Genomic DNA, 21,391 nt, shown 5'->3' with positions numbered 1-21,391 from the left:
GCGAAGCACGCTGGCGGCCCGACCTTCATGCCAAATTCACTGCGTTCTCCAATAGCGTTCGGATCGGGTTTGCCTTTCAGCGCGATTTTCGACCATTGTGCCGGGACACGCCTTTTTCCCGTCCAGTTCGTCACGGAATGGTGATGGCGCAAAGAATTGAAAAATAATTTCAGGACACTCTCAGGGACCTTGCGATGACAATCAACCGCTCAACTCTCCGGAAATTCGCACTTTCGACCTTCTTGCTCACGCTGCCGCTGAATGCGGCCCTTGCTCAGGACGCGGCGGTCGCGGACCGGCTGAAGGCAGCACTCTCCGCACAGGGCGTCGACATCTCCTGGACCGGCGTGACCGGCGACAACACCAGCATGGTGCTGCAGGGCGTGTCGGTGAAACCGGCCGCGGAAAAGGAAGCGCTGACGATCGGCGACGTCAAGCTCGAGAACATCACCGAGGCCAATGGCGGCTATGATATCGGCACCGTGTCGACCTCGGCCTTCGAACACAGCAAGGACGGCGTCACCCTCGATCTCAGCCCCTTCGTTATCCACGACATGACGGTGCCGGCCGACGGCTCCACCAGCCCGCTTGGCTCGCTGATGATGTACAATTCCGCTGAACTCTCGAACATGACGGTCAAGGTCGCCGACAAGACCGCCTTTTCGATGGATGGGCTCGCCATCCAGATCACGCCGCCCGCCGACGGCAAGGCGATGGAATTCACCGCCAACACGGAGAAGTTCACGGCCGATCTGTCGCTGGTCGAGGATCCCAAATCCAAGGAGGTCATCAACGCGCTCGGCTACCAGAACATCTCGGGCAATCTTGAAATGGCCGGCACCTGGCAGCCGTCGGACGGCAAGATGGAACTGTCGAAATACGACATCTCCGTCGAGAATGCCGGCACGCTCGGCATGACGTTCGACCTCGGCGGCTACACGATCGACTTCATCAAGTCGCTGCAGGAAATGCAGAAGAAGATGGCCGCACAGCCGGAAGGCGCCGACAATTCGGCGCAAGGCATGGCCATGCTCGGCCTGTTGCAGCAGCTTTCGTTCAACAGCGCATCGATCCGCTTCGACGACGATTCGCTGACCGGCAAGGTGCTGGACTATGTCGGCAAGCAGCAGGGCATGTCAGCCAAGGACATCGCCAATCAGGCCAAGGCAATCGTGCCGTTCGGCATGTCGCAGCTCAACAATCCCGAGCTGACGGCTCAGGTTACGGCGGCTGTCAGCAAATATCTCGACGATCCGAAGAGCCTCGAAATCTCGGCCGAGCCGCCGGCATCGGTGCCGTTCGCACTGATCATGGCGGGTGCCATGTCCAATCCGCTCGACCTGCCGAAGACGCTCGGCGTCAGCGTCAAGGCGAACGAGGACTGATCGAAGACAACTCCCTTCTCCCCGTCCCTATACGGGGAGAAGGTGCCGGCAGGCGGATGAGGGGCAGCGCTGACGCCTGCAAGTTTGAAATTGAATGCCGAACCGCCTGCCTGTCAGAAGGCGTCAGTTGTCGCGGCTGGTCGCCAAACGCCTGCATCCGCGCTGCCGCTCATTGTCCTGCCGGACATTTCTCCCCGTAGAGTGACGGGGAGAAAAGGGCAGTTGCGACGCTGCAATCAGTCCTTCTTGGTCGGCGCGACACGCAGCGCCAGTTCGCGAAGCTGCTGCGGCGAGGCTTCCGACGGCGCGTTCATCAGCAGGTCGTAAGCCTGCTGGTTCATGGGGAACATGGTGATTTCGCGCAGGTTCTTGGCGCCGACCAGCAGCATGACGACGCGGTCGACGCCGGCGGCCATGCCGCCATGCGGCGGCGCGCCATACTGGAAGGCACGGTAGAGGCCGCCAAAGCGTTCCTCGACCGTGGAACGGTCGAGCCCAACCGTCTCGAACGCCTTCACCATGGTTTCGGGCAAATGGTTGCGGATACCGCCACTGGCGATCTCGAAACCGTTGCACACCATGTCGTACTGGAAGGCCTTGATGCCGAGCAGATCCTCGCCGTTCAGCCCATCGATGCCACCCTGCGGCATCGAGAACGGGTTGTGGGCGAAGTCGATCTTCTTCTCCTCCTCGTTCCATTCGAAGAACGGGAAGTCGACGATCCAGCACAGTTCGAAGCGTTCGCGGTCGACGAGGTTCAGTTCCTCGCCGGCACGGGTGCGCGCCGCGCCGGCGAACGAAACGAACTTCTTGGGATCACCGGCGACGAAAAAAGCGGCGTCGCCGTCGGCAAGGCCGAGCTGCAGGCGGATCGCCTCGGTGCGCTCCTCGCCGATGTTCTTGGCGAGCGGGCCGGCGCCTTCGAGCTTGTCGCCTTCCTTGCGCCAGAAGATGTAGCCCAGCCCCGGCTGGCCCTCGCCTTGCGCCCAGCTATTCATGCGGTCGCAAAAGGCGCGGCTGCCGCCGGTCTTTGCCGGAATGCCCCAGACCTCGGCCTTCGGATCGTTGGCCAGGATGTTGGCGAACACCTTGAAGCCGGAATCGCGAAAATGGTCGGAGACGGCCTGCATCTCGATCGGGTTGCGCAAGTCCGGCTTGTCGGAGCCGTATTTGCGCATGGCGACATCATAGGGGATACGCTGGAATTTCTGCGTCACCGGCTTGCCGTTGGCGAAGGTCTCGAAGACGCCGCGCATCACCGGTTCCATGGTCGACAGCACGTCGTCCTGCTCGACGAAACTCATTTCGAGGTCGAGCTGGTAGAACTCGCCGGGCAGGCGGTCGGCGCGCGGGTCCTCGTCACGGAAGCAGGGCGCGATCTGGAAATAGCGGTCGAAGCCAGACACCATGATCAGCTGCTTGTATTGCTGCGGCGCCTGCGGCAGCGCGTAGAAGGTGCCGGGATGGATGCGCGACGGCACCAGGAAGTCGCGCGCGCCTTCCGGCGACGAGGCGGTCAGGATCGGCGTCGAGAATTCGGTGAAGCCGACCTCGCCCATGCGCTTGCGCATCTCGGCGATGATTTTCGTGCGCGCCACGATGTTCTTGTGCAGTGTCTCGCGGCGCAGATCCAGGAAGCGGTATTTCAGCCTGATGTCCTCGGGATAATCGGGCTCGCCGAACACCGGCAGCGGCAATTCCTTGGCCGCCGACAACACTTCGATCTCACGAGCGAAGATTTCGATCTCACCGGTCGGCAGGTTGGCGTTGACCGTCTCGGGCAAGCGCGCCTTGACCTCGCCATCGACGCGGATCACCCACTCGCCGCGCAAGGTCTCGGCGACCTTGAAGGCAGGCGAATCGGGATCGGCGACGATCTGGGTCAGGCCGTAATGGTCGCGAAGGTCGATGAACAGTAGGCCGCCATGGTCGCGTACGCGATGCACCCAACCCGACAGGCGAACGGAGTTGCCAACGTCGCTCTTTCGCAACTGGGCACAGGTATGGCTGCGGTAACGGTGCATGGTCATGGATATAAGTCCGGGGTGCTGGATGGTAGGCCGAAGCATTGCGGCCCGGCCTCAAAATTTGCGCGAAAAGCGCATGGGAGGCATGGTTTGTCAAGGCAAAGGGACGGAGGGGCTATCTCTCAGCTTGGAACCTCCGCTTCAATTTATGGCCGGTCATATGGCGGAACGGTGAACCGCCTGTCGCGTTAGCGCATGATGGACTGAGAGGAGGCAAACATGTTTTCCTGGAAGGGCACTTGGCGCAATCAATACGGTTCGGTTGTAATTATCGACGACGATAGTGAGGGTTTGATCCGCGGTGTCTTCAAGACAGCGTTGCCCGACAGCAGCTTTTCCGGAATGGAAGTGCCTCTTCACGGGGCCGCTCATGGAGATGTGATCGGCTTTACTTCCGCAGCGTCAGGAAAGACAGGGCCGGCGGCTGTGAGCTATACCGGCATTTTTCGAGACGGCAAGATCGAGATGTTGTGGCACACGGTGGCTGGACTGGCTCTTTCAGCCGAGGCCGAGGGTGAGCCCGCAAAGCTGACCACGGTTGGAACATGGCGCGCCTTCGGGACCAGCCTAGACACTTTTGAGCGCGTCGATTGATACGCTGATCGATTAACCGGCGCTGGCGGTCGCCATCGACGTCTGTTTCATCCGCCGAGCTGATTCGACCCGAGGCATCGCTGCCTTTTCATTGGCAAATGCCGCTGGCATCGACGGAGACGATGGTCCAAAAAGGATCAACGATGAGCGGCTGTATTTCTTCATGTCCTCCATCCGTCCCCTGATCCCGCTTCTTCTCGCCGCAGGCATCCTCCTCGGCGGCAATGGGCTGCAGAGCACGCTGATCGCGCTGCGTGGCGCGCAGGAAGGGTTTTCGGCTTCCGACATCGGCCTGATGGGCACCTTCTATTTCGCCGGGTTCCTGCTCGGCTGCCTGGCCATCACCCGCATCATGAAGGCGGTCGGCCATATCAGGGCGTTTTCGGCGCTGGCGGCGATCGCCTCCGTCGGCACCTTGCTGCTCGTGCTGGTTCTCGATCCGGTGATGTGGTGCGCGGTGCGCTTTGCCGGCGGCTTCTGTTTCGCCGGATTGTTCACCATCGTCGAAAGCTGGCTGAATTCCGGCGTCACCAACCACGACCGCGCCCGCGTGCTGGCGATCTACCGGATGGTCGATACCGGATCGGTGACATCAGCCCAGTTCCTGATTCCCGTCTTCGGCGCCGGTGGCTTCACCATCTTCGCCATCATGTCGATCATGATCACGCTGTCGTTGGTGCCGGTTTCGCTCGGCGACCGCTCCAACCCGACGCCGCCGGAAGAGGTCAAGCTCGATCTGGCCCGCGTCTGGCGGATTTCGCCGCTGGGCTGCTTTGGCTGCATCGCCGTGGGCGTCACCAACAGTGCCTTTCGCACCTTGTCGCCGGTCTATGCGGAGCAGATCGGCATGTCGGTCGGCGACGTCGTCACCTTCGTCAGCGTCGGCATTTTCGGCGGAGCCATCATCCAGTATCCGCTTGGTTACCTTTCCGACCGCTGGGATCGGCGCCGGGTGCTGTTGATGACGACCTGCTGCGCCATGCTTTCGGCACTGGCGCTGGTGTTCATCGCCGGCAGCAACCCGCTGCTCAACTTCATCATCATCTTTATCTTCGGTTGTTTCGCCATGCCGCTGTATTCGCTGTCGGCGGCACATTCCAACGACCGCGCGGATGCCGGCGGAGTTCGTGCTGATCAACGCCGCCCTGATGTTGTTCTATTCCTTCGGCGCTATTGGGGGCCCTTTCGCGGCGTCGACCGCGATGCAGTATTTCGGGCCAAGCGCGCTGTTCGTCTTCAGCGCCGTGGTCTACGCGATCTTCATTGCCGTCATCCTCTACCGCATGCAGGCACGCTCAGGAGTACCGGCAGGCAAGCGCAGCCGCTTCACGGCGCTGTTGCGCACGTCGACCATTTTCGCGCGGCTGGCGAGGAGAAATAGTGATCAAGACAGTCCGGAAGGGCCGTGACGGGGGCACCACAGCTTGACGAAAGCCTTCCCGGCTGAAATCTAGGAAGACCCTACTCCTGCCAAAAGCGATTTGATGCACGTCATCACCACCCAGAAAGAACTCGAGACCGTTCTCGCCGCTTTCGAAAAGTCGGATTTCGTCACCGTCGACACCGAATTCATCCGCGAAACGACCTTCTGGCCAATCCTGTGCCTGATCCAGATGGCCGCGCCCGGCGTGACCGCGCTGATCGATCCGCTGTCGCCTGACATCGACTTGGCTCCCTTCTTCAGGCTGATGGCCAACGAGGCGGTGGTCAAAGTCTTCCATGCGGCGCGACAGGACATCGAAATCATCGTCCATCTCGGCGACCTCGTTCCGCACCCGGTGTTCGATACCCAGGTGGCGGCGATGGTCTGCGGCTTCGGCGACAGCGTTTCCTACGATCAGCTGGTACAGCGCATCACCGGAGCGCGGCTCGACAAGTCGTCGCGCTTCACTGACTGGCGCCATCGGCCGCTGTCCGACAAGCAGCTTGATTACGCGCTGGCCGACGTCACCCATCTGATCGAGGTCTATCAGCACCTCAACGCCGAGCTGGCGCGGGAAAACCGCGCCCACTGGCTGAATGAGGAGATGGATGTCCTGACCTCGCGCGAGACCTACGATCCGCACCCCGAGGATGCCTGGAAGCGGCTGAAGATGCGGCTTCGCAAGCCCCAGGAGCTGGCGATCGTGCAGGCCGTGGCGGCATGGCGCGAACGCGAGGCGCGCGAGCGCGACGTGCCGCGCGGCCGTGTGCTCAAGGACGACGCAATCTACGAGATCGCACAACAAGGACCGCGCGATGCGCCAGCCCTTGCCAAGTTGCGCACCACGCCAAAAGGCTGGGAACGCTCCTCGACGGCGACGGCATTGCTCGGCGCGGTCAACACCGCGCTCGCCCTGCCCAAGGAGCAGATGCCGAAACTGCCGAAAAACTTCCAGCCGCCCGAGGGCTCGAATGCGGCCGCGGAACTGTTGAAGGTGCTGCTCAGAATCGTCGCCGAAAAACAGGGCGTCGCCTCGAAGGTGCTGGCCTCCAGCGATGACATCGATCGCATCGCGGCCGAGGGCGAGGATGCCGATGTGCCTGCGCTGCAAGGATGGCGGCGCGCCGTGTTCGGCGAACACGCGCTGAAGCTGGTACGCGGCGAGATCGGCATCAAGTTCGACAATCGCAAGATCGCGGTGTTCGATCTATAGGCGCCGGCCTTTCCCTCTTCCCTTTTGGAGAAGGTGATTAGGCGCACCTCATACGATCGCGAGCAAGTGCAGGGCCAGCCAGATCCAACCGAGCGCTAGCACCACCGCGCCCAGCACGAAGGAGCGGTTGCGCACCAGCAGCTTGTTGCTGGTCAGGTGAAACCAGGCGTGAAAATAGCGCGACGCGACAAAAATCCACATCAGTGCGAGGGTGATGTAATTGACGCCGTTGGTCATGGGCAGTGTCAGGCACAGTACGTAGAAAAGCACCGGCAGTTCGAATTGATTGATCAGATTGTTCGCCACGGTGACGGTAGAGGCCGGCTCGGTCGAGCGAACCTTGTACTGGCCGACCTTGGCTTCACCCGACTTGACAGCAAAATAGCGGCGCCGGCCCATGACGATATAGACGATGTAGATCAGCAGCACGTGAGCCAGCACAGGCCAGAAGATCGTGGTCTGGTTCATGAAGTCGCCCCTGCCCTGCTCCGCTTCAATTCCGACGTCTTTGGCCTGCCAGCCAGAAAGCGGCAATGACGATGACCGGGACGGCGAGAAGCGCGAATTTGGTGACGATCAGCGCCGAAGCAAAGGACAGCGAGTCCGGATTGGCGTAGAGGAAATCGGACAGAAGGCGCGCCACGGCGATGTTCTGTGCGTAGTCGGCGAGCATATAGGGCAGCACCAGGACCAGCGCGAAGATCGCCTGCATCTGCGCCGGCAGCACGCGGAAATTCTTCAGGCGCCGGCCAGTTGCCAGGATCAGGCTGACCAGCGTCAGCGACAACAGTGCCGGAAACAGAAGATCGAAGGTCAGGTAGTGCCAGACCAGGATGATCTCGCTGCCGCGCCGGCCAAGCGCCGTCAGCCAGGCCATGCCTTCGTCGGGCGTAAATCCGAAATAACGCATGTCGAGCGAAGCCAGGCCCCCGCTCAGTCGACGGAAATAGAAGAACTCCATCCCCGTCATGGCGACAAAAACCGCCGCCGAGAGGAAGCAGAGCGCCCCGACATGGCGCGACAGGCGCAGCACCATGGCGGTCAAGTTCCCCCAAAGCCCGGAAGAATCAGGCTCCGCCGGGATAGTTGGGGCTTTCGCGGGTAATCGTGACGTCATGGGCGTGGCTTTCACGAAGTCCGGCGTTGGATATGCGCACAAAGGTGGCGCGGTCGCGGAAATCGGCAAGGTCGCGGCCACCAACATAACCCATAGCGGCTTTCAGCCCGCCCGCAAGCTGGTGCAGCACGCCAGACACAGGTCCTTTATAGGGAACCTGCCCTTCAATGCCTTCCGGCACCAGTTTCAGCGTGTCGCGCACCTCGGCCTGGAAGTAGCGATCGGCGGAGCCCCGCGCCATGGCGCCGACCGAGCCCATGCCGCGATAGGCCTTGAAGGAGCGGCCCTGGTGCAAATAGACCTCGCCCGGGCTTTCGTCGGTTCCGGCAAGCAGCGAGCCGATCATGGCGGCGCTGGCGCCGGCGGCGAGTGCCTTGGCGAGATCGCCGGAATATTTGATGCCGCCGTCGGCGATCACCGAGGCGCCTGATTTGTGTGCTGTCTCGACCGCCGACATGATGGCCGAAAGCTGGGGAACGCCGACCCCGGCCACAATGCGGGTGGTGCAGATGGAGCCCGGGCCAATGCCGACCTTGACGGCGTCGGCGCCGGCGTCGATCAGCGCCCGCGTGCCTTCCGCGGTGGCGACGTTGCCGGCCAGGATGCGCACGGAATTGGAAAGCTTCTTCGCCCGCGTCACCGCGTCCAGCACGCGCTGCGAGTGGCCATGCGCTGTGTCGATCACCAAAAGGTCGACGCCGGCCTCGATAAGACGCTCGGCGCGCTCGAAGCCGTCATCACCGACGCTGGTGGCGGCCGCGGCGCGCAGGCGCCCCTGCGCATCCTTGGTGGCGTGCGGGTTGAGCTGCGATTTCTCGATGTCCTTGACGGTGATCAGCCCGACGCAATTGCCCGTTTTGTCGACCACCACCAGCTTCTCGATGCGGTGCTGGTGCAGAAGCCGCTTGGCCTCGTCCTGGTCGACGTTCTCCTTGACCGTGATCAGGTTCTCACGGGTCATCAATTCGTAGACCTTTTGCGCCGGATCGGAAGCGAAGCGCACATCGCGGTTGGTCAGGATGCCGACCAGCCGGCCGGTCTTGTGGCCCCCGGCGCCGCCATTCTCGACCACCGGAATGCCCGAGATCGAATAGGTGCGCATCAGCGACAATGCGTCGGCTAGCGTGGCGTCGGGCCCGATCGTGACCGGGTTGACCACCATGCCTGATTCGAATTTCTTGACCTGCCGCACCTGCTCGGCCTGTTCGGCGGGCGAGAAATTGCGATGGATGACGCCGATGCCGCCGGCCTGCGCCATGGCGATGGCAAGCCTTGCCTCGGTGACCGTGTCCATCGCCGCCGACAGGATCGGCACGTTGAGGTCGATGTCGCCGGCGATGCGGGTGCGGATATCGGTCTGGCCGGGCATCACCTCGGAATGACCGGGCTGCAAAAGCACGTCGTCAAAGGTCAGCGCCAGTGCGCCGGTGGACGTTTCGATGATTTTTGCCATGGCCAGCCCTTTGAATGCGAAAAAGCGCTGGACCGGAATGGACAGCGCCGACTCGTTATTCCCTTTCAGGATTGGCGGTGGCTGGTAACACGTCGCGGGGCGGATGAAAAGCCGATCGTTGCGGCGTTCCGCGTTCTAGTCGCCAGACTTCCCCGCCAGAGCATCAAGCAATGGGTGACGCGGCGCTGCGAAGGGACTGACGACAGTGACCGCGCCCCATGTGAAGCCGTCTTGCAGATCTTCCGAGACCAGCAGCCGACAGCCAGCTTGCGAGGCCGTGGAGAGAACGACCGAGTCCCAAATGCTGAGTCGATGGTCGGTAGCCAGATCAGCGGCCATCATCATCACATCTTGCGTTGTCGCGGCAACGGAAAATGCGTCGCTCCAGCTCAGAAGGGCATCCCGTGCCTCCAGGGGCGGTCTTCCTGCTTTGCGGACCAAAACTTTGAAGAGTTCACCAAGAACCTGAACAGGAATAACCGCGTCATCTTGCCGGAGATCGCGCAGCAATTCGAGAACGATGTCGCGCTTCTCCGCACCGTTTACCCCTTCCGCGTAAGCAAGGATGTTCGTGTCGAGCGCGATCTTCAATGCTCGTCCTCATAAAGCTCATCGCGCGTCCACTGCCCGGCATCCACAACAGGCTGGCGCTCAAGGCGCGACAACAACGCCGCGCGCGATCGGGCAGCCACCCCCTCCTGATGATCTGCGGGCACGATCCGGGCGACCGGACGCCCGTGACTGGTCACCACGTAGCTTTGTCCTTCGCGAACGCCGCGCAGTAGGAGAGAAAACCTGCGATTGGCATCGGTCGCCGAAACACCTTTTTCCAATGACAATGTCCTATAGTAGTTATATTCACTACAATAATGATGTGTGTCGCTCCATGCAAGGTGTCCCTTGCCTGGCAGGGATCTCTGCCAGCATGGGACATGCCAAAGCGAAAGGCCGCATCCTTGCGGTCGCACAAAAGTGACAGCAATTTAACACGACATCACCCTCTGGCCGTGATAACCGCCCTGCGTGCCGGCTTGCCCAGCCGACGACACAGAGAATAAGTCCGGACGCGTCTTGTGAACCGCACCATCCCGCTCATATTGGCGGTCGCTCTCTTCATGGAAAACATGGATTCGACCGTCATCGCGACATCGCTGCCGGCGATCGCCATCGACATCCACACCAGCCCGATCGCGCTCAAACTGGCGCTGACGGCCTATCTGGTGTCGCTGGCGATCTTCATTCCAATCAGCGGCTGGATGGCCGACCGCTTCGGCGCCAAGACTATCTTTCGTGCCGCGATTGCAGTCTTCATTGCCGGTTCGGTGGCGTGCGCCCTCTCCGGTTCGCTGCCCGCCTTCGTGGTTGCGCGTTTCCTGCAAGGCATTGGCGGCGCCATGATGACCCCGGTCGGGCGCCTGGTTCTGGTACGCGCAACGCCCAAGAGCGAACTGGTCGCCGCCATGTCGTGGCTGACCGTTCCCGCACTGGTCGGCCCGTTGGTGGGTCCGCCGATTGGCGGCTTCATCACCACCTTCTTCACCTGGCACTGGATCTTCCTGATCAACGTCCCGATCGGCCTGATCGGCATTTGGCTTGCCACCCGCTTCCTGCCGGAAACCGAGGCAACCGAGACGCCGCCGCTCGATTTGGTCGGCTTCGTGCTGAGCGGGCTGGCCGCTTCCGGCGTCGTCTTTGGCCTGTCGGTGGTTAGCCTGCCTTATCTGCCGCCGGCGACCGGCTTCATCACGATCGCCGTGGGACTGTTGTCGGGCGCGCTCTACCTCGTGCATGCGCGCCGCGCCAAAAATCCGCTGCTGGCGCTCGAACTGTTCCGCAACCAGGTGTTCCGCTCGTCGGTGCTTGGCGGCTCGCTGTTTCGCATCGGCATCGGCGCCGTGCCGTTCCTTTTGCCGCTGATGTTCCAGATCGGTTTCGGGCTGACACCGTTCCAGTCCGGCATGATCACCTTCGTCTCGGCGATCGGCGCCATCGGCATGAAATTCGTCACCGCGCTGATCTTCCGCGTTGTCGGCTTTCGCCGCGTGCTGATCGTCGGCTCGCTGGTCGCTGCCGCATCGATCGCCATCTACGGCCTCTTCACCCCCGAAACACCTTACGCGCTGATGCTGGCCATATTGCTGGTCGGCGGCTTCATCCGCTCGATGTTCTTCACCGGCGTCAACGCGCTCTCCTATGCCGAGGTGTCAGCCGAGGATACCAGCAAGGCAACGCCGATCACGGCGGTGTTCCAGCAGCTCTCGATCGCGCTCGGCGTGGCGCTCGCCGGCGGCATTCTCGAAGTCTCGACCTCGATCCATGGCGGCCCGCTGACGCTGGGCGACTTCCACACCGCCTTCTTCATCGTGGCAGCGGTGTCGGCGGCGGCGTCGCTGTCGTTCATGCGGATGGCGCCCGACGCCGGCAACGCCGTATCCGGCCATGGCCGGCTGACGACGCCGAAGACGCTGGAACCGGTCAGATCGCCGGGAGAGTAAAGCAAAGTCGCAGCAGAGCGATCAGCCGTCGGTGTCCCCCGGCCCTTTCTATGGCTCCGGGCACTCCAGTCCTTCGGAACGTCCACTGGACGTTCCGATCCGCCTGGCGGCGGACCGGCGGAGGGCCGTCCTTTCAGCCGTCGGCGTCCCCCGGCCCTTCGCTATGGCTCCGGGCGCTCCAGTCCTTCGGAACGTCCACTGGACGTTCCGATCCGTCTGGCGGCGGACCGGACTCTCGCCCCTTAAAATCCTTGGCCAATAGATAGAGCTCCACCGATTCATCGCGTGAGGCCGGCGGCTTGACGTGATGGACGGAGCGGAAATTCTTCTTGAGCATCGAGAGCAACTCATTTTCGGCGCCGCCCTGGAAGGTTTTGGCGAGGAAATGGCCGCCCGGCTTGAGGACCGAGAGCGCGAAATCGGCCGCCACCTCGCACAGATGCATGGTGCGGATATGGTCGGTTCGCTTGTGGCCGGTGGTCGGCGCCGCCATGTCGGACAACACGACATCCGGGTCCCCGCCCAGCGCCTCGGCCAGCTTTCGCGGCGCGTCGGCGTCCAGGAAATCCATCAGCAGCACCGGCGCACCGGGCACGGCGTCCATTTCGAGATAGTCGATGCCGATGACATGCGGGTTTTCGGCCGTCGATTTCGTGCGCGCGGCCGCGACCTGGCACCAGCCGCCGGGGGCGGCACCCAGATCGATTACCTTCATGCCGGACTTCAAGAGGTGGTGCTTGTCGTCGATCTCGATCAGCTTGTAGGCCGCGCGCGAGCGATAGCCGTCGGCCTTGGAGCGCTGGACATAGGGATCGTTGATGTGGCGCTGCAGCCAGCGGCGCGACGATTCCTTCAGGCCGCTTTTCTTCTTGATCCGCGTCTTCAGCACGCGAATGCTGGCGGACCCTGGCTTTTCCGGTTTCTTCGTCATTACCTGATTTCTTGTTCGAGCATGATCATGATGCCCTAGCACGCCCGTCATTGCGCCAGACGCCGTCATCGGCCATCAGCTCACTCAATATTCCTTCGCGCAAGCCCCGGTCCGCGACGCGCAGCCGTTCCGACGGCCAGACGGCGCGGATTGCTTCGAGGATGGCGCAACCGGCCAACACGAGATCGGCGCGGTCGGCGCCGATGCAGGGGTTGGCGCAACGCTGCTGGAAGTCCCAGCCGACCAGTTTCTCCACCATACGGTCGACGCTGTCGCGGTCCATCCACAGGCCGTCGACGCGCCGGCGGTCGTAGCGTTCGAGGTCGAGATGGACGCCGGCCAGCGTCGTCACCGTACCCGAAGTGCCCAGCAGATGGAAATTCGGGCTGGCCTTGAGATGGCTCAACCGATCCCGGCCATCGAAAGCGGCCAGCCTGCCGGCAACGTCGTCGACCATGGCGGTGAATATCTCGCGCGTCACGGTGCGGCCGCCAAAGCGTTCCGCCAACGAGACGACGCCGACCGGCAGCGAGGTCCACGAGACGATGTGATTGGCCAGCCGCGGCGAACGGCGGCCGGTGAGATCGATCAGCGCGATCTCGGAAGACCCGCCACCAATGTCGAACAGGACGACGCCCTGCGTGTTGCGCTCGACCAGCGAACCGCAGCCGGAGACCGCAAGGCGGGCTTCGGTCTGGCGGTCGATGATCTCGAGCTTCAGGCCGGCTTCGCGTTCGACGCGATCGAGGAACTCCACGCCGTTTTCGGCTGTTCGGCAGGCTTCGGTGGCGATCAGCCTTGCCTTCCTGATCTTGCGGCCGCGCAATTTATCGCCGCAGACCTTCAGCGCCTCGACCGCGCGGTCCATCGCCGGCTGGCCGAGCCGGCCATTGGCGGTGAGCCCCTCGCCCAGCCTGACGATGCGCGAGAAGGCATCGATGACGCGGAACTGGCCATGACGCGTGGGAACGGCGACCAGCAGCCGGCAATTGTTGGTGCCGAGGTCCAGCGCGGCGAAGATGGGAAGCTCGTGCACCGGCGGCCGGCGGTTGCCTTGCTCGGGCATTGCAACGGCGGGCGAGATTGTGGCGGCGGCAACAGGCTTCAAATCCACCGCCGCGACAGCGGCCTTGCCTTGTACCGGCGATAGATTGGCCTCTGGGCGCGCCTCGTCGCGCGCAAAAACCTTGCGTCCACGCCTTCGCTTGCGTCGTTTCTTGGGCTTGCCCTTCTGGGTCGCGTCGCCAGCCTGCCCATTGACGGAGCGAGGCTCCGTTGCGCGGCGTTGCTGCCAACCGGCTGTCCCCGGGCCTGATGGCCCAAGGGAAGCGCTGGACGCGCCCACCTCCGGCGCGCCTGCGCCGGTGTCGCGGTCTTCCACTGTCGTTCCTTCCGGCGCCGCGCGAACCGGTGACGGACGCAGCAGGCGCTTTGGCATGTTTCAAGTTGCCGCCAGACTAACAGTGCCGTGCTCGATCACCAAGAGCCGCATGCTGAATTTTGCCGCCGGGTGCGCGGGCCTGTTTTTGCACTGGCGTAATGTACCGGCAAGGCTGGGCTGGTAGCGCAACACCGTGGCGGCGCGCGGCAAACAAGGATGGCGTCAGGCGCGACAAGTGTTCGCGGTTGAATAGCCGGCTTCAATGAGGCATTTCTGAAATGAACGGGGAAACCGGGGAGGACGGCCTCTCGACGGAAAGGAAGCGGATACGCAACGCATGGCGGTCGGGCAATGAACTGGAAACGCTATTTCTGGCCGGTCGTCGGCATCGGCGCGGTGATCTTCTCGCTGCTGCTGCTCTGGCATGAATTGCGCGGCATCTCGCTCGACGACGTTTGGGACGGGATGGCGGCTATTCCAACTCGTGGCTGGATCCTGGCAGGCTTGAGCTCGCTCGTCGCCTATGCCGCGCTCGCCGGCTACGATCACATCGCGCTGCTGCATATTGGCAAAAAAGTGTCGTGGCTGTTCGTGACGCTCTGCTCCTTCACCACCTACGCGCTGTCGCACAATATCGGCGGCTCGGTGTTCTCCGGCGCCGTCATTCGCTACCGTGCCTACGGCACAAGGGGGCTGACCGGCCAGGAAGTCGGCGTGCTGGTGGCGATCTGCTGGATAACCTTCGTGCTGTCGACGTTACTCGCCTCCGGCCTTGTGCTGGTGTTCGAGCCGCAGATCATTGATCGCTTTTCCGGCATCGCCCATCACGGCCTGTCGGAGGCGGCAGGCATTGCGATGCTGGTCCTCATCGCAGCCTATGTATTCGGCAGTTGGCTGCACCTGCGCCCGCTGAGGATCGCCGGCTTTCAGTTGCACTATCCCGCGCTGCCGATCGTCGCCAGGCAGTTGCTGATCGGCCCGATCGAACTGCTCGCGGCCGCGGCGATCATCTTTTTCACCCTGCCCGAGGTGCATAATCCCGGCTATTTCGTCGTGCTGGGCGTCTTCTTGGTCTCCTTCTCAGTCGCCCAGATCTCGCACGCGCCAGGCGGACTCGGCGTGTTTGAGGTGGTGTTCCTTGCCGGGCTTTCCGACATGGACCCGGTCGGCGTGGTGGCGGCGCTGCTGGTGTTCCGGCTGTTTTATCTCATCGTCCCGCTGTTTATGGGCCTGGGCATCGTGCTGTTTTTCGAACGCTCGCAGTTCAGCCGCAAGGAGAGCTGAGGCTCGGAGGTTCGCACGCCGCCGGAAAAGCTGGCGTTCGGAACCGGTGATAAAACCTGGCAATTGAACCGCAAAGCAGACTTGACTATTTTCCACTGGCGGCTACAAGGCAGCGCTCAAGCGGCTCAGCCGTTGGGCCCGCGCGATTTTCGCTTTTGTGGCGATAGCACGCCTGCTGGGGAATAGGTTAACGGTAGACCCACGGACTCTGACTCCGTTAGTCCTGGTTCGAATCCAGGTTCCCCAGCCAAGCATTTGTCAATGAAAGTGGTCACTTAGCGAAAATCGGAACCGGAACGCTTTTCTGGTGCATAAATCCGGCACATCGCTGTCGCTACGCTTCGCGAACGAATCCTGCATAAGGCCGCCTGATGGTCACTGACAGCCAGTACATCCTCTCCAGCATCAAGCAGGGATGCGTGATGCTTGCCGATGGCGAGTTCTTTATCGACAGATTGGTGAAGTATGTCGGCAATGGGAGGATCCGCTGGCATGTCGAATTCCGTGGACATCGCATCGAGCTGACGACCGGCCAGCTCAAGAAGCAGCCTACCTTCCGACGGAAGATTCTTGAACAGGCCGGCGTGCTGCCGCCCCAGCGTCCCGGGGCCGACTACAGACGATGGGCTATCGATTTGAGGAAGAACGCCATCGAGCTTCCCTGGCGGGAGAGACCGGTCGATGCCGGTTTCGCCGTAGACAGGCTTGTCGGCCATGGAGGCGACCGCTGGACGGTTGAATACCAGGGCAAGGCAATCAAGTTCACGACGACCAAACTGCGCAGGCAAACCAGCTTCCGCAAGAGGATGCTGCTCAAGGCCAAGGTGCTGCCGCCCCAGATGGATCCGGCTGCCTATCGGAAGTGGGTGGACTGGCTGATTCAAAACGCCACCGAGGCCGCACCACAGGCCGGCGATGCCGTGATGACCGAGAAAAGTTGGCTTGAGGACCTGCCGGAGTTAGGCGGCTGGCAAGGCGAAGTGGCACCCGAAGAGACCGACCAGGACGGCGCGTAGCCGCTCTTCACATCCACCCCAAAACCATGGTGTTTGCCACGGCCACGAATTTCGGAACACATTGACGGCGAAGAATCTGGCCAGGGCTTGGCTCGCGGCGAACCCGACTTGAATGAGACCCCATGGATCGCTTCAATCTCGGCGGCTACCGCCGCCCGATCTCCACCCGCTCTACCGAGACCCAGCGCTGGTTCGATCTCGGTCTGAACTGGTGCTACGGCTTCAACCATGAGGAAGGCATCAAGTGCTTTGAGAAGGCGCTGGAGACCGATCCGGACTGCCCGATGGTTCATTGGGGCATAGCCTATGCAGCCGGGCCTTTCTACAATCTGACATGGAAGGAGCATGGCGAGGCCGAGGCAAACAGCGCGACGAAGCGTTGCTTCGAGCATGTCCAGCTCGCGCGCGCCAGTGCGGCCGCAGCTAGCGAGATGGAAAGACAATTGATCGAGGCGTTGGCTTGCCGCTTCCGGAAACCGCACCGGGTGGCGCCGCCGGAGTTCGAGCAATGGGACAACGCCTATGCCGACGCGATGCGGCGGGTCCATCAGAATTTTCCCGACGATCATGATGTGATGGCGCTTCTCGTCGAGGCGCTGATGATGCGAACGGTACGGCGCCTGTGGGACCTCAAGACAGGTAAACCGGCGCCGAATTCCGCCGTCGTCGAGGCGCTGGAGGTTTGCGAGCGGTCAATCCGGCTCGCAGACGAATCCGGCATCGCGCAGCATCCGGCGATCATCCACCTGCACATTCATCTGCTAGAAATGTCCACCGTCCCGGAACGCGGCATGCGCTCGGCCGATCAGCTCGGCGAGATGTGCCCCGATGCCGGGCACATGAACCACATGCCGGGGCATATCTATGTGCTGTGCGGCGACTATGAGAAGGCGAAGCTCGCCAGCAAAAAGGCGGTTCGGGCCAACGACCTCTATCTCGCCTACGCCGATGAGCCGACCTATTATCTGCTCGGCTGCTGCCACGACCTGCACCTGATGATGTTCACCTGCATGTTGTCGGGCCAGTACCAGCCGGCGCTGTGGGCCGCCGACAAGGTGCGCAGCCGGGTGACGCGTGACGTGGTCGCCATCCAGGATCGGCCCAAACTCACCCAGACCGTGGAAGGCTATCATGCGATGAAATCGCACGTGCTGGTGCGCTTCGGTCGCTGGCGGGAAATCATCAAGGAGCCGGCAACCGAAGAGCCCGGCCTCTATGTGCTGACGGCGGCCATGCAGCACTACGCCAAGGGCGTGGCGCATGCGACGCTGAGGCAATTCACCGACGCCGAGCGCGAGCGTGAACGCTTCCACCAGCATCTCGAAGGCATTCCAGCCGAGCGGCGTTTCTTAGCAACCCGGCCCGCGCCTCGCTCGCCGTCGGTGCCGCCTTGCTCGACGGCGAGCTTGCCTATCATCAAGGCCGGCACGAGCAGGCCTACGGCCATCTCAGGCAGGCGGTCGAGCTGGATGACAATCTGTCCTACACCGAGCCGTGGGCGTGGATGCACCCGCCGCGTCATGCGCTGGCGGCGCTGCTTCTCGACCAGGGGCACGCGCAAGAGGCCGAACAGGTCTATCGCCACGATCTCGGCCTGAGCGGCAATGTGCAGCGCTGCGCCCAGCACCCGGACAATGTCTGGGCGCTGCACGGGCTGGTGGAATGTTTGAGGCGGCGCGGCGAGAGCCAAGAGCTGCCTGCACTGCAGGCAAAACTCGCCACGGCGCTGGCCAAGGCCGATGTGCCGATCAGCTCATCGTGCCTGTGCCGGACGGGCGTGCAATCGGCACTCAGCTGTTGTCATTGATGCCCGTCGCGCCCTTCTCGCGCAGTTCAATCATGGAATGCTGAAGGGTACCGATTCAGCAACCGTTCCATCAATGGCCAAATCAACCCGATAGGTGCCCTCCGGCCATCCCGCCGTGGGTTTGCTGAGTTGTGAATCAGCCTGATTGTTGGCTCCTACGTCGAGGTCAACCTTGTCGATGGTATAGTTCTCCGGCGCGGCGCCGTGAGAATCAACCGAGACCCAGGAGAATGTGATTTTCGAGGTCGGCGCGATATCCACGAGGTCAGCCGAGACGTAGATCACCGGTGTCTCGACAGGGAAGTTGCTCTGAGGCATTCTCCCGTCCTTGGTCGCGGAAATGACGATATTGGTGAAGCCCGCCGCCTGGGCCGGCATACCGAAACCGAGCGCCGCCAAGGCGGCAATGGTTAGAACTAGAACTGACTTCAAGACTTATTTCTCCTCGGACTTGGTTGCTCGCCCCGCAAGTCGGGGGCGATGTGGGGTTGAGAACGGACGCCCTCAGCACAGCCATTTGTCATAGTCCGCCACCAATAGATGCAGCGGCGATGTGTCTTCCTCGATATCGGCGAAACGGCCGATCGGCTCGCGAAAGACGTTGTCCGTGCGATCGTCATTGACGGTCGACACCTCGCCGATCAGGACATCCTTGCCCTCGGCCCAGAAGGCGTGCCAAACGCCAGGCAAGAGCGTGACGCTTTGGCCCGGATCAAGCTTCAGCAGCCCGCCCGCCGGCAGCCTGTGGATGGTTCCGTCGACCGGCACCGATACCTCGGCCTTGGGGTCGATGCCGCCGTCGCGATCATGCATGAACAGTTCAAGCACCAGCTTGCCGCCGCCGCGGTTGATGATGTCCTCGGCCTTGATGTTGTGGCGGTGCATCGGCGACATCTGTTCCTTGCGCGAAATCATGATCTTTTCGGCATAGAGCATGCCCATGCCCTTCTTCATGTCCTCATAGCGGCCGTTGCGAACGGTGAACAGAAACAGGCCGAGATCGTCGAACTTGCCCTGGCCGTAGTCGGTGATGTCCCAGCCGAGCCGTGAGGTGAAGATGGCCGAGGAATCGACCTGGCGCGTCTTCATCTCTTCCGGCGACCAGTAGGCGAAAGGCGGCATGATATAGCCGAACGAGCGGATGAAGGCGTCGGCTTCGCGGATGATGTCGTTGATGGCGGAGCGTTTCAAGATGATGACCCTCGTGTCGATTTTTCCGACAATCGCATAGCCGAACGCCGGTGCGGTGTCGATCCATCTTGCCGATTCGAGCCCTGCCTGTTCGAGCCTCGCGCGTGCCACCCATGGCCAACAGATCGCGGCCCGCTGGCCGCGTGACATCGCGTGCTTTGAGGCTCATAAACCCTTGCGAATTGCACAGGGATAGCCGATGCAGACCATCCATGACCTCGATACGCCTTCGATCCTTGTCGACGTCGCACGCGCCGAAGCCAACATTGCTCGTGCACAGGCTCATGCCGACAAGAACGGACTGAAGCTCAGGCCGCACATCAAGACGCACAAGCTGCCTTATTGGGCGAAGAAGCAAATGGCGGCAGGTGCCGTGGGCATCACGTGCCAAAAGATCGGCGAGGCCGAGGTAATGGCCGACGCCGGGCTGACCGATATCTTTCTCCCCTACAACATTCTGGGGCGCGCCAAGCTCGAGCGGCTGAAGGCGCTGCACGGCCGCGTGACCCTGTCGGTGACGGCCGACAGCATGGATACGCTGGAAGGGCTCGCGGCAGCTTTCACCGATGCCGGCCATCCTCTGCCCGTGTTGGTCGAATGCGACACCGGCATGGGTCGCTGCGGCGTGCAGACAGCCAATGAAGCAGTGGCGCTGGCAAGGCTGATCGACAAGGCAGGTGGCCTCACCTTCGGCGGACTGATGACCTATCCGGCCGCCGGCCGCGCGAGTGAAGCTGAAGCCTGGCTTGCCGACGCCAAGCAGGCGCTGGCAGCCTCGGGACTTGCCTGCGAGCGCATCTCCAGCGGCGGCACGCCTGATATGTGGCGCTCCGCCGATGCATGCGTCATCACGGAGTATCGCCCGGGAACCTACATCTATCTCGACCGCTACCAGGTCGCCAAAGGCGTCGGCACCTTGGACGATTGCGCGCTGACGGTGCTCGCAACCGTGGTCAGCCATCCGACAGCGACGCGCGCCATTCTCGATAGCGGCAGCAAGGCCCTGTCCAGCGATACGCTTGGGCTAAAGGATTTTGGAGAGTTGATGGGCGTCCCCGGAGCGCTGGTGACGGGCCTGAGCGAGGAGCACGGCACGGTCACGCTTTCCGGCGACGGCAGGCTCCGCATTGGCGAACGCGTGCGCGTGGTGCCGGACCACTGCTGCGTCGTCACCAACCTGTTCAACGAGGTCAATCTGATAGACGGTGAGAAGGTTCTCGAAACGCTGCCGGTAGCGGCACGCGGGCTGATGACATGAGGTTTTAGACCGGACTCTCCGCCTGCCGTGCCGCCACCCGCCGCATGGCTATCACCCGGCGGCGGCGGATTTCGGTGCGCATTGCCATCAGGTGCAGCGCGAAGAACAGCACGGTAAACCCGACAGCCATCACCAGCAGAGGCCAGAGCAGGCTCGGGTCGATGGTCGGGCCGCCGAGCCTGAACACCGAGGCAGGCTGGTGCAGCGTGTTCCACCAGTCGACCGAGAATTTGATAATCGGGATATTGATGAAGCCGACCAGCGTGATGATGGCGGCGGCCCAGGCGGCGCGGCTGGCATCATCCAACGCGCGGGTCAGCGCGATGATGCCGAGATACATCAGGAACAGCACAAAGACAGAAGTCAGGCGGGCGTCCCATACCCACCAGGTGCCCCACATCGGCTTGCCCCAGATCGAACCGGTGATCAGCGCCAGCGCGGTAAACACCGATCCAATGGGTGCGGCCGACTTGAGCGCGACATCGGCCAGCGGATGGCGCCAGACCAGCGTGCCAAGGGCGGAGACCGCCATCAGCGTGTAGCACATCATGGCGAGCCAGGCGAAGGGCACGTGGATGTACATGATGCGAACGGTGATACCCTGCTGGAAATCCTCGGGCGCGGTGAAGCTCATATAGAGGCCAATCGCGAGGATGAGCGCGGCGAGCGCGGCCAGCCACGGCACAAGCTTATCGGCAAGCCCGACGAACCGCGTCGGATTGGCGAGATCGGTCAAGCCGCTCAAGCGTGAGGTGGTGTCACTCATGCGACTTTACATAGACCGCCGAAGCGTTTGGGGCAATCGAGCGGCGGTGT

General features: G+C 62.3%; 19 protein-coding genes, 1 tRNA gene and 2 pseudogenes. 10 read left to right on the top strand and 12 right to left on the bottom strand.

Annotated features, from left to right (window positions below; all coding sequences use genetic code 11):
- The first annotated feature begins 194 nt into the window (after nt 1-194).
- The gene (locus tag ACVWWD_RS18545; RefSeq protein WP_352550329.1) at nt 195-1,385 is read left to right on the top strand and encodes a hypothetical protein; all 1,191 of its coding nucleotides are present in this window, start codon (nt 195-197) and stop codon (nt 1,383-1,385) included.
- Nucleotides 1,386-1,621: 236 nt separating this feature from the next.
- Here ACVWWD_RS18545 and aspS read toward each other — a convergent pair whose 3' ends face one another.
- Nucleotides 1,622-3,409, bottom strand: coding sequence for an aspartate--tRNA ligase (gene aspS, locus ACVWWD_RS18540; protein ID WP_352550349.1), 1,788 nt, complete (start codon nt 3,407-3,409; stop codon nt 1,622-1,624).
- Nucleotides 3,410-3,631: 222 nt separating this feature from the next.
- Between aspS and ACVWWD_RS18535 the strand changes: the two genes are divergently transcribed.
- On the top strand, nt 3,632-4,006 hold the full coding sequence (locus ACVWWD_RS18535; protein WP_023773301.1) for an avidin/streptavidin family protein: 375 nt from the start codon (nt 3,632-3,634) through the stop codon (nt 4,004-4,006).
- Nucleotides 4,007-4,018: 12 nt separating this feature from the next.
- Here the strand turns inward: ACVWWD_RS18535 and ACVWWD_RS18530 are convergent, their stop codons facing one another.
- A complete protein-coding gene (locus tag ACVWWD_RS18530; protein ID WP_352550328.1) occupies nt 4,019-4,171 on the bottom strand; it encodes a hypothetical protein in 153 nt (50 codons plus the stop codon).
- Here ACVWWD_RS18530 and ACVWWD_RS18525 point away from each other — a divergent pair.
- Together ACVWWD_RS18525 and rnd are read left to right on the top strand one after the other, a co-directional pair.
- Nucleotides 4,170-5,415: pseudogene (locus ACVWWD_RS18525) on the top strand (MFS transporter). The gene ACVWWD_RS18530 and the pseudogene ACVWWD_RS18525 sit on opposite strands and share 2 nt — an antisense overlap.
- A 75-nt stretch (nt 5,416-5,490) precedes the next feature.
- Complete coding sequence (rnd, locus tag ACVWWD_RS18520; RefSeq protein ID WP_015318283.1) at nt 5,491-6,642, top strand: ribonuclease D; 1,152 nt, start codon at nt 5,491-5,493, stop codon at nt 6,640-6,642.
- A 48-nt stretch (nt 6,643-6,690) separates the two neighbouring features.
- Here rnd and ACVWWD_RS18515 read toward each other — a convergent pair whose 3' ends face one another.
- The 5 genes from ACVWWD_RS18515 to ACVWWD_RS18495 all read right to left on the bottom strand — a co-directional run bounded on the left by ACVWWD_RS18515 (nt 6,691) and on the right by ACVWWD_RS18495 (nt 10,045).
- Nucleotides 6,691-7,110 carry an MAPEG family protein gene (locus ACVWWD_RS18515; RefSeq protein ID WP_352550327.1) on the bottom strand — a complete coding sequence of 140 codons (420 nt, stop codon included), beginning with the start codon at nt 7,108-7,110 and terminating at the stop codon, nt 6,691-6,693.
- Between the two features lie 25 nt (nt 7,111-7,135).
- A complete protein-coding gene (locus ACVWWD_RS18510) occupies nt 7,136-7,678 on the bottom strand; it encodes a hypothetical protein (RefSeq protein ID WP_023773303.1) in 543 nt (180 codons plus the stop codon).
- Nucleotides 7,679-7,709: 31 nt separating this feature from the next.
- A complete protein-coding gene (gene guaB, locus ACVWWD_RS18505) occupies nt 7,710-9,212 on the bottom strand; it encodes an IMP dehydrogenase (RefSeq protein WP_015318286.1) in 1,503 nt (500 codons plus the stop codon).
- Between the two features lie 135 nt (nt 9,213-9,347).
- Entirely contained in the window at nt 9,348-9,803 is a 456-nt protein-coding gene (locus tag ACVWWD_RS18500) for a PIN domain-containing protein (RefSeq protein WP_023795587.1), read from the bottom strand.
- Nucleotides 9,800-10,045 carry a type II toxin-antitoxin system Phd/YefM family antitoxin gene (locus ACVWWD_RS18495; protein WP_084056445.1) on the bottom strand — a complete coding sequence of 82 codons (246 nt, stop codon included), beginning with the start codon at nt 10,043-10,045 and terminating at the stop codon, nt 9,800-9,802. Before ACVWWD_RS18495 ends, ACVWWD_RS18500 begins: the two co-directional genes overlap by 4 nt.
- A 240-nt stretch (nt 10,046-10,285) precedes the next feature.
- Between ACVWWD_RS18495 and ACVWWD_RS18490 the strand changes: the two genes are divergently transcribed.
- The gene (locus ACVWWD_RS18490) at nt 10,286-11,707 is read left to right on the top strand and encodes an MFS transporter (protein WP_352550326.1); all 1,422 of its coding nucleotides are present in this window, start codon (nt 10,286-10,288) and stop codon (nt 11,705-11,707) included.
- A 133-nt stretch (nt 11,708-11,840) separates the two neighbouring features.
- On the opposite strand, the gene ACVWWD_RS18485 is transcribed toward ACVWWD_RS18490, so the two are convergent.
- Together ACVWWD_RS18485 and ACVWWD_RS18480 are read right to left on the bottom strand one after the other, a co-directional pair.
- Nucleotides 11,841-12,638, bottom strand: coding sequence for an RlmE family RNA methyltransferase (locus tag ACVWWD_RS18485; RefSeq protein ID WP_352550325.1), 798 nt, complete (start codon nt 12,636-12,638; stop codon nt 11,841-11,843).
- Between the two features lie 25 nt (nt 12,639-12,663).
- Nucleotides 12,664-14,019 carry a Ppx/GppA phosphatase family protein gene (locus ACVWWD_RS18480; RefSeq protein WP_457103636.1) on the bottom strand — a complete coding sequence of 452 codons (1,356 nt, stop codon included), beginning with the start codon at nt 14,017-14,019 and terminating at the stop codon, nt 12,664-12,666.
- A gap of 351 nt (nt 14,020-14,370) precedes the next feature.
- On the opposite strand from ACVWWD_RS18480, the gene ACVWWD_RS18475 reads away from it, so the two are divergent.
- The 4 genes and pseudogenes from ACVWWD_RS18475 to ACVWWD_RS18460 all read left to right on the top strand — a co-directional run bounded on the left by ACVWWD_RS18475 (nt 14,371) and on the right by ACVWWD_RS18460 (nt 18,126).
- Complete coding sequence (locus ACVWWD_RS18475; protein WP_023773309.1) at nt 14,371-15,303, top strand: lysylphosphatidylglycerol synthase domain-containing protein; 933 nt, start codon at nt 14,371-14,373, stop codon at nt 15,301-15,303.
- Nucleotides 15,304-15,479: 176 nt separating this feature from the next.
- Nucleotides 15,480-15,553, top strand: a tRNA-Gln gene (locus tag ACVWWD_RS18470).
- Nucleotides 15,554-15,674: 121 nt separating this feature from the next.
- Nucleotides 15,675-16,319 (top strand): hypothetical protein, encoded by a 645-nt coding sequence (locus tag ACVWWD_RS18465; RefSeq protein ID WP_352550323.1) that lies wholly within the window; start codon nt 15,675-15,677, stop codon nt 16,317-16,319.
- A 122-nt stretch (nt 16,320-16,441) separates the two neighbouring features.
- Nucleotides 16,442-18,126 (top strand): annotated as a pseudogene (locus tag ACVWWD_RS18460) (hypothetical protein).
- A 30-nt stretch (nt 18,127-18,156) separates the two neighbouring features.
- Here the strand turns inward: ACVWWD_RS18460 and ACVWWD_RS18455 are convergent.
- Both ACVWWD_RS18455 and ACVWWD_RS18450 read right to left on the bottom strand, forming a co-directional pair.
- On the bottom strand, nt 18,157-18,558 hold the full coding sequence (locus ACVWWD_RS18455) for a hypothetical protein (RefSeq protein ID WP_352550322.1): 402 nt from the start codon (nt 18,556-18,558) through the stop codon (nt 18,157-18,159).
- A gap of 72 nt (nt 18,559-18,630) precedes the next feature.
- Complete coding sequence (locus ACVWWD_RS18450; protein WP_352550348.1) at nt 18,631-19,317, bottom strand: D-lyxose/D-mannose family sugar isomerase; 687 nt, start codon at nt 19,315-19,317, stop codon at nt 18,631-18,633.
- A gap of 199 nt (nt 19,318-19,516) precedes the next feature.
- Here ACVWWD_RS18450 and ACVWWD_RS18445 point away from each other — a divergent pair, with 199 nt between their 5' ends.
- Nucleotides 19,517-20,575 (top strand): D-TA family PLP-dependent enzyme, encoded by a 1,059-nt coding sequence (locus ACVWWD_RS18445; protein ID WP_352550321.1) that lies wholly within the window; start codon nt 19,517-19,519, stop codon nt 20,573-20,575.
- 4 nt (nt 20,576-20,579) lie between these two features.
- On the opposite strand, the gene ACVWWD_RS18440 is transcribed toward ACVWWD_RS18445, so the two are convergent.
- A complete protein-coding gene (locus tag ACVWWD_RS18440) occupies nt 20,580-21,341 on the bottom strand; it encodes a heme ABC transporter permease (protein ID WP_352550320.1) in 762 nt (253 codons plus the stop codon).
- Nucleotides 21,342-21,391 lie beyond the last annotated feature (50 nt).

It is taken from the genome of Mesorhizobium sp. URHB0026 (genome assembly GCF_054059755.1).
This window is presented reverse-complemented; position numbering and strand designations above follow the sequence as displayed.